Annotated in this window: 10 protein-coding genes; 7 read left to right on the plus strand and 3 right to left on the minus strand. The window is 72.1% G+C overall.

Annotation, left to right across the window (positions count from 1 at the left end):
• Nucleotides 1-124 precede the first annotated feature (124 nt).
• Nucleotides 125-1,666, minus strand: coding sequence for a ricin-type beta-trefoil lectin domain protein (locus AB0E88_RS33495; RefSeq protein ID WP_361638455.1), 1,542 nt, complete (start codon nt 1,664-1,666; stop codon nt 125-127).
• 137 nt (nt 1,667-1,803) lie between these two features.
• On the opposite strand from AB0E88_RS33495, the gene AB0E88_RS33500 reads away from it, so the two are divergent.
• The 4 genes from AB0E88_RS33500 to AB0E88_RS33515 all read left to right on the plus strand — a co-directional run bounded on the left by AB0E88_RS33500 (nt 1,804) and on the right by AB0E88_RS33515 (nt 6,317).
• Nucleotides 1,804-3,234, plus strand: a complete 1,431-nt coding sequence (locus AB0E88_RS33500; RefSeq protein WP_361638457.1) for a cellulase family glycosylhydrolase — start codon at nt 1,804-1,806, stop codon at nt 3,232-3,234.
• Nucleotides 3,235-3,558: 324 nt separating this feature from the next.
• A complete protein-coding gene (locus tag AB0E88_RS33505; RefSeq protein WP_361638459.1) occupies nt 3,559-3,933 on the plus strand; it encodes a VOC family protein in 375 nt (124 codons plus the stop codon).
• A gap of 405 nt (nt 3,934-4,338) precedes the next feature.
• Complete coding sequence (locus AB0E88_RS33510) at nt 4,339-5,103, plus strand: hypothetical protein (RefSeq protein WP_361638461.1); 765 nt, start codon at nt 4,339-4,341, stop codon at nt 5,101-5,103.
• A 284-nt stretch (nt 5,104-5,387) separates the two neighbouring features.
• Nucleotides 5,388-6,317, plus strand: a complete 930-nt coding sequence (locus AB0E88_RS33515; RefSeq protein WP_361638463.1) for a LysR family transcriptional regulator — start codon at nt 5,388-5,390, stop codon at nt 6,315-6,317.
• Here the strand turns inward: AB0E88_RS33515 and fdhD are convergent.
• Nucleotides 6,312-7,145 (minus strand): formate dehydrogenase accessory sulfurtransferase FdhD, encoded by an 834-nt coding sequence (fdhD, locus tag AB0E88_RS33520; RefSeq protein ID WP_361638465.1) that lies wholly within the window; start codon nt 7,143-7,145, stop codon nt 6,312-6,314. The genes AB0E88_RS33515 and fdhD overlap by 6 nt on opposite strands.
• Complete coding sequence (locus AB0E88_RS33525; protein WP_361638466.1) at nt 7,133-9,460, minus strand: FdhF/YdeP family oxidoreductase; 2,328 nt, start codon at nt 9,458-9,460, stop codon at nt 7,133-7,135. The genes fdhD and AB0E88_RS33525 overlap by 13 nt, the downstream gene beginning before the upstream one ends.
• Nucleotides 9,461-9,742: 282 nt before the next feature.
• Between AB0E88_RS33525 and AB0E88_RS33530 the strand changes: the two genes are divergently transcribed.
• From AB0E88_RS33530 to AB0E88_RS33540, 3 genes are all read left to right on the plus strand, one after another.
• Nucleotides 9,743-10,114 (plus strand): hotdog domain-containing protein, encoded by a 372-nt coding sequence (locus tag AB0E88_RS33530; RefSeq protein WP_361638468.1) that lies wholly within the window; start codon nt 9,743-9,745, stop codon nt 10,112-10,114.
• Nucleotides 10,115-10,306: 192 nt separating this feature from the next.
• A complete protein-coding gene (locus AB0E88_RS33535; RefSeq protein WP_361638470.1) occupies nt 10,307-10,861 on the plus strand; it encodes a hypothetical protein in 555 nt (184 codons plus the stop codon).
• 328 nt (nt 10,862-11,189) lie between these two features.
• Nucleotides 11,190-11,708, plus strand: a complete 519-nt coding sequence (locus AB0E88_RS33540) for a hypothetical protein (RefSeq protein ID WP_361638472.1) — start codon at nt 11,190-11,192, stop codon at nt 11,706-11,708.
• Nucleotides 11,709-11,798: the final 90 nt, after the last annotated feature.

Here is an 11,798-nt window from a genome sequence, read left to right on the forward strand (position 1 = left end):
GCCCGCCCGCCCGCCCCGCGCCGGCCGCGGCCTGGGCTGGGGGGGGGGGGGGGCGGGGGGGGGGGGGGCGGCGGGCGCCCCCCCCCCCCCCCCGCCCCGGCCGGCCGGGATGGCGCGACGGGGCTCAGGAGGTGAACCGCTGGCTCGCGGAGCCGTCGCAGTTCTGCAGCCGCAGCGGCTCGCGCGGTGCCGACTGGGCCAGGCACAGGCCCGTCGCGGCGGCCGGGCGGATCGTGGCGCCGTCGCGGACGAACTTCTGGTTCGCCGCGCCGGAGCAGTTCCACACGATCAGCGCGGCACCCGCGCGGTACTGGGCACCGGGGACGTCCAGACAGCGGTCCTGGGTGAGTTCGGTGTGGTAGGTCTGCCGGGCGGCGTCGTACCACCAGTGCTGGTTGCGGTTGCCGGTGCAGTCCCAGCCGAGCACACCGGTGTTGTTCGCGCTCTGCGAGGCCGTGACGTCCATGCAGGTGCCGGTGGCCTCGTTGCGCACCGGGGCGTAGACGTCGTCCCAGGCGAAGGGGAAGAGCGTCGGCGTGCCGGAGGAGTCGACGTCGGCGCAGGACGCCTCGCGCAGGCCGGCGGCGTAGAAGCGGGTGAGGCAGGCGGCGAAGGCGGCGTGGCCGCGGGCGTTGGGGTGGAAGGACTGCCGCACGGAGTTCTCGTCGGGCAGGCCGGGCTTGGACACGTCGATGAACAGACCGCGGGCCCAGGTGTTCTCCGTGCACACCTCGTGGCCGTGGAACAGGCGGGAGTCGTCCAGGTAGAAGGCGCCGGTGTCGGCCGCCGCCTTGCGGATGCCGCGCTCGAAGGCGGGGACGGCGGTGTTGCGGCCCCAGACGGTGTCGGAGTCGTAACCGAGGCCACCGCAGGCGAGCTTGGTGCCGAAGCCGGGGTTGTCGCGGAAGTCGGGGCCGATGGGGCTGGGGTAGCTCATCAGGACGAGCTTGTAGTCACCGTCGGCGTAACCGGCGTCGCGCATCACGGACTTCAGGTCGCGGACGGTCTGCTCGACCTTGGGCACCAGGGCGTCGACGCGGGCCTGCCAGCCCGGGGCGTACTTCGGCTCGCAGGGGCCCTGGGAGAGCAGGTAGCGCTCGACGCAGTCCGTCATGACGGGGCCGAACTGCAGGTCGTCGTTGGCGCCCGCGACCAGCAGCACCATCTTGATGCGGGTGTTGCGCGCCTTGACGGCGAGGTTGTCGCTCTGGACGAGTTCGTCGGCGTACTGCTTGCCGCCGCCGATCCTGATGTTGCCGGTGTAGGCGCCGGAGCAGGCGACGTTGTAGGTGAGGTCGGCGGGGATGCCCGTGCGGTGGATGGCGGCGTCGGGTGAGCGGTGGCACCAGTTGTCGGGGCCGTTGGTGGGCGTCTCGTAGGTGCCGACGCCCTCGCCGGAGATCTCGCTGTCACCGAGGGAGATCAGGGCGGTCTTGCGGTCGGCGAGCGGCCGTTCGGCCGGATCGCCGTAGAGCTGTGTGGCCTCCGCGGCCCGGACGGCCTCCAGACCGGGCGGGAGCGGGGTGGCGGACAGCGGGCCGGCGGACGCCGGCCGCGGGGCGCCTTCGGCGGCGGTCGCGGTGGCGGGAAGGGTGGCCGTCGCCAGGCCGAGCAGGGCGGCGAGGGTGGTGACGGTCCACCGGATGCGGTACCCGGAGCGTCTCATGACACCTCCTGGACGTGGGGTTACCCACGGTATTTACTGGCCGGTAGCCGCGTTTGGGAATACCTCTGCGGAGTAAAGTTGAGGGAGTCTCAAGTTCCGCTTCGCGGCTCCGTGCGTCACCGACCCCGGAGGTGCCCGTGCTGCGAACGACCCTGACGGCGAGCGTGGTTGCGGCCGCGCTGCTGACCCCCGCCACCCTCCCGGACCGTGCTCACCGGTCCCCCGCCATCCTCCCGGACCATGCTCCCCGATCCCCCGCCGCCCCGGCCCGGCAGGCGGAGCCGGGCGTCCCGCACCTCACCGACCGGCAGGGACGGGTGCTCACGCTGCGCGGATGGAACGTCGAGGACAAGACGAACCAGGGCGAGAAGGCGCTGTCCGCCATCACCGAACGGCACTTCCGCGACCTGCGCGCCCACGGGTTCGACTTCGCCCGGCTGCTGGTCTTCTGGGACGACCTGGAGCCACGGCCCGGCCGGTACAGCGAGCCGTACCTGCGGAAGATCCGGCGCATCCTGGACTGGGCCGGGCGCTATGACATCAAGGTGGTGATCGACGCCCACCAGGACGTGTTCGGGCCCGCGTTCGGCCACCGGGGCATCCCCGAGTGGGCGACCAGGACCGACGGGCTGCCCTTCACCCCGCATCCCGGCGACTGGTTCGCCGAGTACTTCGAGCCCGCCGTCCAGCGCGCCTTCACCCACCTCTACGACGACCCCGACCTGCGCCGCGCCCAGGCCGACGCGTGGCGGGTGCTCGCCCGCCGCTTCGCCCACCACCCGGCGGTGATCGGCTACGACCTGATCAACGAGCCGATGGGCGAGCTGAAGGCGGGCGAGGACCTGCCCGCGGCGGCCGGCCGCATCGAGCGGGAGCAGCTCACCCCGATGTACAACCGCCTCGCCGACGCGGTGCGTTCGGCCGACCGCGACGGCTGGGTCTTCGTCGAGCCCACGCCCATCGTCGGCGAGGGTGTGCCGACCGGTCTCGGGCGGATCGACGACCCGAAGGTGGTGTACGCCCCGCACTTCTACAACACCGCCATGGAGGCCGGCGCCGACTACGACCCCGGCGCCGGATGGATCGAGGCGTACGAGCGGGCCGTCGTCGCGTACCCGAAGCAGTACAAGGTGCCGGTCGTGGTGGGCGAGTGGGGGCCGCTGAACAACTCGCTGCCGCACATGCGGCGCTTCTACGGCGACGCGCTGGCCTCCCTGTCCCGCTACAGCTCCGGCTGGGCGGGCTATGTGTGGTGCTACGGCGGCGGCTACTGCGCACTCGACGCCTCCGGCGCCTTCCGCGTCAACAAGGAACTGACCGCCGAGCCGTACGCGGCGAGCGTGGCCGGCACAGTGCGCTCCGCGTCCTACGACCCCGCGGCGGGTGTGTACCGGCTGGTCTACCGCGCCGCACGGCACGGCTCGCGGCTGACCGAGCTGTCCCTGCCCGGCGGCGGCTGGCACATCACCGCCGACGCGACAGTGGTGCGCACGGCCCCCGGCCGGGCATGGCTGCCGGCCGCGCCGGGGCGGGAGGTGACCGTCACGGTGCGACGGGAGGCGGGCTGACGGCCGATGGAGGGCGGCAGCCGGCTGCCGGTGCACTGCTCGCGGTGCTCCCCCTGCCGGACCGTGCTCCGCCGGCGGGTAACGAGCCCGCTGCCGAACCGGCCATGGCTGTAACCGTGTTGTGGGCACGCCCGGTGATCGCGTAGGGTCCGGGACGTGAACACCGGACCGGCTCTACGCCATGCACGGATCGGCGATCCGGTGGAGAGCTGATCCCACCGCGGGTGCCCGACAGGCACCCCCACACCTCGGCACGCGGACCTCCCGTGCTCGTGAACCACGAGCACCCATCCGTTCCGTATGAATCACGAGGTCTGCCGAAACATGTCCGTCAGCTTCAACCACACCATCATCGCCGCCAAGGACCGTGAGGAATCCGCTCGCTTCTTCCGCGAGCTGCTGGAGGTGCCGCCCGCGCCGTCCTGGGGTCCGTTCACCAACATCCAGCTCCCCGACGGCGTGCTGCTCCAGTTCGCCGAGCCGCCGGTGGAGATCCAGATGCAGCACTACGCGTTCCTGATCGACGACGCGCTCTTCGACCGGGCGTACCGGCGGCTGTGCGAGCGCGGCGTCGAGCACTGGGCCGATCCCCGGATGCAGCGCCCCGGCGAGATCAACCACGAACACGGTGGGCGGGGCGTCTACTTCAAGGACCCCGCCGGTCATGCGATCGAGCTGATCACCCGGCCGTATCTGTAAGGCGCTGCGCGAGCGGCAGTCGTAGCGGCAGCATGCCGGGGTGGGGTGCGGGCGGCGCGCAGCGCCGACTGCACCCCACCCCGGCACCGCACATGCGGCGGGCGCCCGGGCGCACACATGCCGTGGGCGCCCGGGCCCGGGCGGGTTCCGATGAGGTGGCGAGCATGTCGGCGTCCCGTGACGAGCCGCATGACGACGACCGCCGATGTCATCGCGGGGTGGGTGTGGTCGTCATGAGGAGTCACCTCGTGACGTGTGGGCAGCCGTTACCACGACAATCATGACTCGGGCGAGGGCCTTGCAGGGTGGGGAGCCGTCCCCCCATGCTGTGTCCCAACTGATCGCGCTGTGACACGGCGGGAGACCTGCTGTGACACCGCAGGAAACCTAGGGAGAACCGACACCATGTCCGACAGCAGTGTGTCCGCCACCGAACTCACCTCCCAGTACCTCGCCCAGGTGACGAGCGACCTGGAGCACAACACCAAGGAGCGCGAGCGCATCAGCGGCGAGATCACCGCGCTGCAGGAGCAGCTCGCCGCGCTGCAGCACGACTTCGCGGTGCTGCAGAACATGCACCAGGCACTCCAGGGCGCTTCGGCCGCCGACGAGGCGCGGGCGGCGACGGAGCAGGTGACGCCCGAGAACACGTCCGAGGCGGTCGTCGTGCCCGCCCCGCGCACGGCGGGAAGCCGCAAGCCCGCCGCGAGCAAGCGGACGCGGGCGACCACCGCGAAGTCCACCAAGTCGGCCAGGACGGCGAAGACGGCGAAGGCGACCAAGACGGCGGGGGCGGCCGAGGCGGCGACGCGCGGCACGGCGACGGCGACCCGCGGCACGGCGAAGAAGCAAGCGGCCAAGAAGTCGGCCGCCCGGACACCGGCGGGCGGCGGTGCGCCGAAGCTCGTCGACCTCGTCCGTCAGCACCTCACGGAGCAGAACGAGCCGCGCTCGGCGGCGGAGATCGCCGAGGCGCTCGGCAAGGCGCATCCGGAGCGCAGCATCAAGACGACGGTCGTGCGCACCACGCTCGAAAGCCTCGTCGCCCGCAACCACGCCCAGCGTTCCAAGCAGGGCACGTCGGTGTTCTACACCGCCTCCGAGGCCGCACCCGTAACGACCGGGGCGGACACGAAGGCGGCCGAGCAGGAGGCCCGGCAGGAGAGCTGACGCATCGTCAGCACTGCGGGCGCTTCCCGTGGTTGGCGGCGTGACCGCGGCGGGCCTTCTTCTTGCGGCGTCGCTTGGACGACATGGTGACCTCCCACGTCATGAACGGAGAACACACAGGTCACTGGCGTACCCGTACTCACCATACTCCGGGCCCTGACACCCCTCCACCGCTCGCGCCGGCCCCGGCCCGGGCCGTCGGTGTGGGCAGCGCGGAGGCGAGCACGGACGCGGCGCCGAGCGGCTGATTGGCGTTCCGGGGAGGCGTCGGGTAGACCGAGGACGTGCTGTTTCGTCAACTCGAGTACCTGGTGGCCCTCTCCCGGGAACGTCATTTCGCCCGTGCCGCCCAGGCCTGCTACGTCTCCCAGCCCGCCCTGTCGGAGGCCATCCGCAAGCTGGAGGAGGAACTCGACGTGCCGCTGGTGCGGCGCGGACGCAAGTTCGAGGGCCTCACCCCCGAGGGTGAGCGCATCGTCGTCTGGGCGCAGCGCGTCCTGGCCGACCGCGACGCCCTCAAGGACGAGGCCGGCGCCCTGCGCAGCGGGCTGAGCGGGCGGATGCGGATCGGTTCCGTGCCGACCGCGTCGGGAGCCGCCTCGCTGCTGACGGACCCGTTCTGCGCGGCGCATCCGCTGACCACGGTGGAGGTGATCGCTGACCTGCAGTCGGTGGACATCCTGCGGCAACTGCAGAACTTCGAGATCGACGCGGGTCTCACCTATGTGCGCGACCCACTGCCGGAACAGTTCCACTCCGTGCCGCTGTACGAGGAGCGCTACGTCCTGCTGCTCACGGCGGCCGACGCCCTGGCCCGGCGCACGACCGCGACGTGGGCGGAGGCGTCCCGGCTGCCGCTGTGTCTGCTGAACCCGTCGATGCAGGGACGCCGGGTGCTCGACGAGCAGTTCGCCGAGGCCGGGACCCAGCCCTCGCCCCGGGTCGAGACCGACTCGGTGGCCGCGCTGTTCGCCCATGTCAGGACGGGCCGGTGGGCGAGCATCGTGGCGCATGCCTGGCTGCACGTCTTCGGCGTGCCGTACGGGATGCGGGCGGTGCCGCTGGTCGAGCCGGCCCGGACGGTGCCGGTCGGGCTGGTCGTCATGGCCCGGGAGCCGGGGTCGGTGATGGCGCGGGCCCTCCTCGACATCGCCCGGCGGACCGATGTCGCCGCCGCCCTGGAACGCCTGCCCGCCGATCCCGGCCGGTCATGAGCACAGCTGCGCCAGGCGCCCGGCTCCGGCGTAGACGTTCATGGACTCGCCGCGCAGGAAGCCGACCAGGGTCAGACCGCTCTCCTCGGCCAGGTCCACGGCGAGCGAGGAGGGCGCGGAGACGGCCGCGAGCATCGGGATGCCGGCCATCACCGCCTTCTGCACGAGTTCGAACGAGGCCCGGCCGCTGACCATCAGCACGTGTCCGCGCAGGGGCAGCAGTCCGGCGCGCAGCGCGTGTCCGACGACCTTGTCCACGGCGTTGTGCCGGCCCACGTCCTCACGCAGGCACAGCAGGTCTCCGTCGGCGCTGAACAGGCCCGCGGCGTGCAGGCCGCCGGTGCTGTCGAACACCTTCTGCGCCGCCCGCAGCCTGCCGGGCAACCGAGCCGGCAGGTCCGGGCCGATGCGCAGCGGGTCACCGGACACGGTCCAGGCGGCCGATGTGCGCACCGCGTCCAGCCCGGCCTTGCCGCACAGGCCGCAGGAGGAGGTGGTGTAGAAGTTGCGCTCCAGTGAGGCGTCGGGGGCGGGCACGCCCGGCGCCAGGGACACGTCCACCACGTTGTAGGTGTTGCCGCCGTCCGCGGTGGCGCCGGCGCAGTAGCGGATCGCGGTGACGTCCGCGGCGGCGTGCAGCACACCTTCGCTCACCAGGAATCCGGCGGCGAGGTCGAAGTCGTCGCCCGGTGTGCGCATGGTGACGGCGAGGGGACGCCCGCCCACCCGGATCTCCATCGGCTCCTCGGCGGCGAGGGTGTCCGGACGCCACGCAGCCACGCCGTCACGGATGCGCAGCACCTTGCGCCGAGCGGTCACGCGTCCCACGACGGCTCCGTTCCGTCCGCGGTGCCGGGGCGCGCCCCCGCGGGTTCGAGGCGGACCAGGACGGCCTTGGAGGTGGGCGTGTTGCTGATGTCGGCGACGCTGTCCAGCGGGACGAGGACGTTGGTCTCGGGATAGTAGGAGGCCGCGGAGCCGCGGGGGGTGGGGTAGGCGACGACGCGGAAGTCCTCCGCCCGGCGTGCCACCCCGTCGTGCCAGACGGTCACCAGGTCCACCAGGTCCCGGTCGGCCAGGCCCAGAGCGGTCAGGTCGTCGGGGTTGACGAGGACGACGCGGCGCGCGCTGTGGATACCGCGGTAGCGGTCGTTCATCGCGTACGGGACGGTGTTCCACTGGTCGTGGGAACGCAGCGTCTGCAGCAGCAGGTGCCCCTCCGGCACGTGCGGCATGGTGAACTCGTTGCAGGTGAAGACGGCCTTGCCGCTCGGCGTGCGGAACACGCCCTGGTTGACGGGGTTGGGCAGGCGGAAGCCGCCGGGCCCGGCCACGCGGGCGTTGAAGTCCTCGAAGCCGGGGACGACCCGGGCGATGCGGTCGCGGACGGTGCCGTAGTCCGCCTCGAACTCCTCCCAGGGGATGTCCGGGGTGTCGCCGAGGGTACGGCGGGCCAGCCGGCTGATGATCGCGACCTCACTGAGCAGGTGCGGTGAGGCCGGCGCCAGGCGCCCGCGGGAGGCGTGCACCTCGCTCATGGAGTCCTCGACGGTGACGAACTGCTCGCCGGTCGCCTGGATGTCGCGGTCGCTTCGACCGAGGGTGGGCAGGATGAGCGCCGTCTCACCGCACACCGTGTGCGAGCGATTGAGCTTGGTGGAGATGTGCGCGGTGAGGCGGCAGTTGCGCATGGCCTCCTCGGCGACCCGGCTGTCCGGCGTGGCCCGGACGAAGTTGCCCGCCACGCCGAGGAAGAGCTTCGCCCGGCCGTCGCGCATGGCCCGGATCGCGTCCACCGAGTCCAGCCCGTGCCGGCTCGGCGCGGTGAAGCCGAACTCGCGGCCCAGGGCGTCGAGGAAGGACTGCGGCATCCGCTCCCAGATGCCCATCGTGCGGTCGCCCTGCACGTTGCTGTGCCCGCGCACCGGGCACACGCCCGCGCCCGGCCGGCCGATGTTGCCGCGCAGCAGAAGGAAGTTGACGACCTCGCGGATGGTGGGCACGCCGTGCTTGTGCTGGGTCAGTCCCATCGCCCAGCAGACGATGATCTTCTCGCTGCGCAGGACGAGGTCGTGCACGTCCTCGATCTCCTCGCGGGTGAGCCCGGTCGCGGCGAGGACGTCGTCCCAGGCGGTCTTGCGCGCGTGCTCCGCGAAGTCGGTGAAGCCGGTGGTGTGGGTGTCGATGAAGGTGTGGTCGAGCACGGAGCCCGGGGCCGCGTCCTCCGCCTCCAGGAGCAGCCGGTTGAGCGCCTGGAAGAGGGCGAGGTCGCCGCCGGGGCGGATCTGCAGGAACCGGTCGGCGATCGCGGTGCCCCGGCCGATGATCCCGCGCGCCTTCTGCGGGTGCTTGAAGCGGATCAGTCCGGCCTCGGGCAGCGGGTTGACCGCCACGACCCGGCCGCCGCCCCGCTTGGTCTCCTCCAGCGCGGTGAGCATCCGCGGGTGGTTGGTCCCCGGGTTCTGCCCCACGACGAAGACCAGGTCGGCCTGGTGGATGTCGTCCAGCGAGACACTGCCCTTGCCGATGCCGAGGGTCTCCTGCAGGGCCGAGCCACTGGACTCGTGGCACATGTTGGAGCAGTCGGGCAGGTTGTTCGTGCCGAGTGCGCGCGCGAAGAGCTGCAGCAGGAACGCTGCTTCGTTGTTCAGCCGTCCCGAGGTGTAGAAGAGGGCCTCGTCCGGTGAGTCCAGGCCCCGCAGTTCCCGCGCGAGCAGGCCGAGCGCCTCGTCCCAGCCGATCGGCTCGTAGTGCTGCGCGCCGGGCCGCTTGACCATGGGTTCGGTCAGCCGGCCCTGCTGGTTGAGCCAGTAGTCGGACTTCCCGTCCAGCTCGGCGATCGAGTGGCGGCGGAAGAAGTCGGCGGTGACCCGGCGTGTGGTGGCCTCGTCGGCGATGTGCTTGGCGCCGTTCTCGCAGTACTCGTTGCGGTGGCGCTTGCCCGGCGCGGGCTCCGGCCAGGCGCATCCGGGGCAGTCGAACCCCTTGGCCTGGTTGATGTTCAGCAGGGTCAGCGCGGTGCGCCGCACGGAGGTCTGCTCCAGGGAGTACTCCAGCGCGTGGGTCACCGCGGGCATGCCCGTCGCCCAGCGCTTCGGCGGGGTGACCGACAGATCGTCGCCCGGGTCCTCGATACCGCTCATGGTGTCGTCCGCTCTTCCTGCCGACTGCGCGATGACCGACCGGCAGCTTCGTCCCGTGGCCGAATCGGTGTCAAAGAGGGGTTTTCGATCACCTGATAGGCGCCGCTTATCTGGGGGCTGAGCTGGGCGGATGCGGGGCTCGTGGAGCTCTCTCCGCCCATGCCACCCCGAGGGCGGTCACGGCTCGGCCGTGTGCGGTGCTGTACGGCCGGGCAGTGTGCGGTGCTGTACGGCCGGGCAGTGTGCGCGGCTCGGCCCGGGCGTTCGCGATAGCGTGGCGGTATGCGCCATGAGGTGACCGAGTCCGACACCGCGACGGCGGTGGGCAGCGGTGATGTGCCCGTCCTCGCCACGCCACGGCTGATCGCGTGGATGGAGGCGGCGACGATGGAGGCCGCCGCGCCCTTCACCGGGGCGGGCCGTACGACCGTGGGCACGGCGGTACGGATCCGGCACCTGCGGGCGTCACAGGTGGGTGAGGCGGTCGAGGTCACCGCGCAGCCGCCGTCCACGGCGGACGGCCGGCGTCTGACCTTCGCCGTGCAGGCCGTCGACGGCTCGGGCAACCTGGTCGCGACCGGCGAGATCGACCGGGCGGTCGTCGACCGGGAGCGGTTCCTGGCGACCGTGTCGGCGCCGGCCGCGGAGCGGTGACGCGGGGGCTCCGCCGGTGACACCGGCGGCCGGGCAGGCGACGGCAGGCCGTTGAGACGGGCGGATGACAGGGCCTCCGCCGCCCGGCGGAGGCGGTCCATCCGTGCGGGTGAGGCCCCGGGCGCGGGTGAGGTGGGAGTTTTGAGGCAGCGGGTGATCGCCCGACTCCCTCGTCCTCATGGAGAACTGACCATGCGTAAGCTCACCGCCGCCGTGGCTCTCGGTACCGCGGCCACCGCCCTGTTGACCGGCACCGCCACGACCGCCGCCGCCGCAACGCCCCGGGTGCCCGCCGAGCACCTGGCCGTGCACAGCTGGACCCTGCTGAACGAGCACGGCCCCGGCGCCAACCCCGGCGAGCGGCTCACCGCCCGGGTGGACGCGCGGGCCGTCGGCGGTCACGCCCGCGGGCACGCCGTCGTCGAGCACGTGTTCATCGGCAAGGGCACGATACGGGTCGAGTTCGACGTCGACTGCCTGACCCTGGACGGCGGTGCCGTCACCGTCACCGGGCCGGTCGACACGGCCACGGCCACCCCGGTCGACGGGTCGCCGACCACCGGGCCCGCCGGCTGGCACCCCGAGACGGGGCTCACCTTCTACCCGGCCGACCAGCAGGGCGAGCGCCGGGTCGGCTGGGCCGGCGCCGACCTGGTGGACCCCACCAAGCCCGCCCGCGCGACGAAGTGCACCCCGGTCCCGGCCGGCCTGTGGGTCACAGAGGGCCGCACCGTCGTTCACAAGTGACCCCTCTGGCTGGTTGTACGGGCGCAGGGATCGCTTTCGTAACCCTCTCGCAGACGGGAGATCACGGTCCCTGCCCCGCACGCCACCTGCTTCCCGGTGGCAGGGAATGATCGGACCGGCATGCACTTGCGGCCCCGACACTCCCTGCCGGGCCTCGTACGCAGAGGACTCACACGTGATGCACCACCGGACCGCAGCACTGGTTGTGGCACTCGCAGGACTGACGCTGTCGGCTTGCGCCCCGGGCTCGGACGCGGTCGCGGACACCGGTCGGCAGGTGGTCCTCGACCGGCTCGCCGCAGCCGATGACGCCCCTTACTCGGCCGCGATGACAGCCGTCACGCAGTCGGAGTCCAGACGACTGCAGCTCATGACCGGTCGGATCAACCTCAACGCGCCGTTGAGCGGGCGTGCCAGAGAGACGACCGAGCAGTACACCGAGGATGTCGTGATCACCCGGCAGAAGGTGTACCGGCGTGCCGCCGGCGCGCACGGCAGATGGCAGGAGTTCCCCGCGTCGGCGGCCAAGGGCGGCATTCCCACGGACCGGCTTCCGCGGTACGTGCGGCTGATGCTCGGGCACGGCGGCTCGGTGCGGCAGGGCGACGAGAACATCCGGGTGTCGGCCCGTCTCACCGCCGAGGACATCGAGACGGTCGACGCGGTCGTCGGGCGCCATCTGCACTCCGCCACCGCGATCGACACCGACGCGTGGATCGACAGGGTGGGCCGGGTCGTACGGGTGCGGCAGACCCTCCACTTCGCATCCGGCCCGGACGTCGAGAACAGCATCACACTCGCCGATTTCGCGGGCGCCGTGGTGATCGGCGCACCGGCGGCAGACTGAGTGTCGGTCAAGCGGCTTGCCCGGCGAGGGCGCGGGGCAGGGCCCGGTTCCGGCGTGGCGAGGGGTCACCTGTGTCGCGGGCCCGGGCGG

The sequence above is a fragment of the Streptomyces sp. NPDC028635 genome (genome assembly GCF_040637635.1).
In the GTDB taxonomy this organism is placed as follows: Bacteria; Actinomycetota; Actinomycetes; order Streptomycetales; family Streptomycetaceae; genus Streptomyces.

What these genes read in the sequence shown, in the direction of transcription:
- AB0E88_RS33495 (WP_361638455.1), bottom strand. Translation starts at nt 1,666, where the DNA reads ATGAGACGCTCCGGGTACCGCATCCGGTGGACCGTCACCACCCTCGCC.
- AB0E88_RS33505 (WP_361638459.1), top strand. Translation starts at nt 3,559, where the DNA reads ATGTCCGTCAGCTTCAACCACACCATCATCGCCGCCAAGGACCGTGAG.
- AB0E88_RS33510 (WP_361638461.1), top strand. Translation starts at nt 4,339, where the DNA reads ATGTCCGACAGCAGTGTGTCCGCCACCGAACTCACCTCCCAGTACCTC.
- AB0E88_RS33525 (WP_361638466.1), bottom strand. Translation starts at nt 9,460, where the DNA reads ATGAGCGGTATCGAGGACCCGGGCGACGATCTGTCGGTCACCCCGCCG.
- AB0E88_RS33530 (WP_361638468.1), top strand. Translation starts at nt 9,743, where the DNA reads ATGCGCCATGAGGTGACCGAGTCCGACACCGCGACGGCGGTGGGCAGC.
- AB0E88_RS33535 (WP_361638470.1), top strand. Translation starts at nt 10,307, where the DNA reads ATGCGTAAGCTCACCGCCGCCGTGGCTCTCGGTACCGCGGCCACCGCC.
- AB0E88_RS33540 (WP_361638472.1), top strand. Translation starts at nt 11,190, where the DNA reads ATGACAGCCGTCACGCAGTCGGAGTCCAGACGACTGCAGCTCATGACC.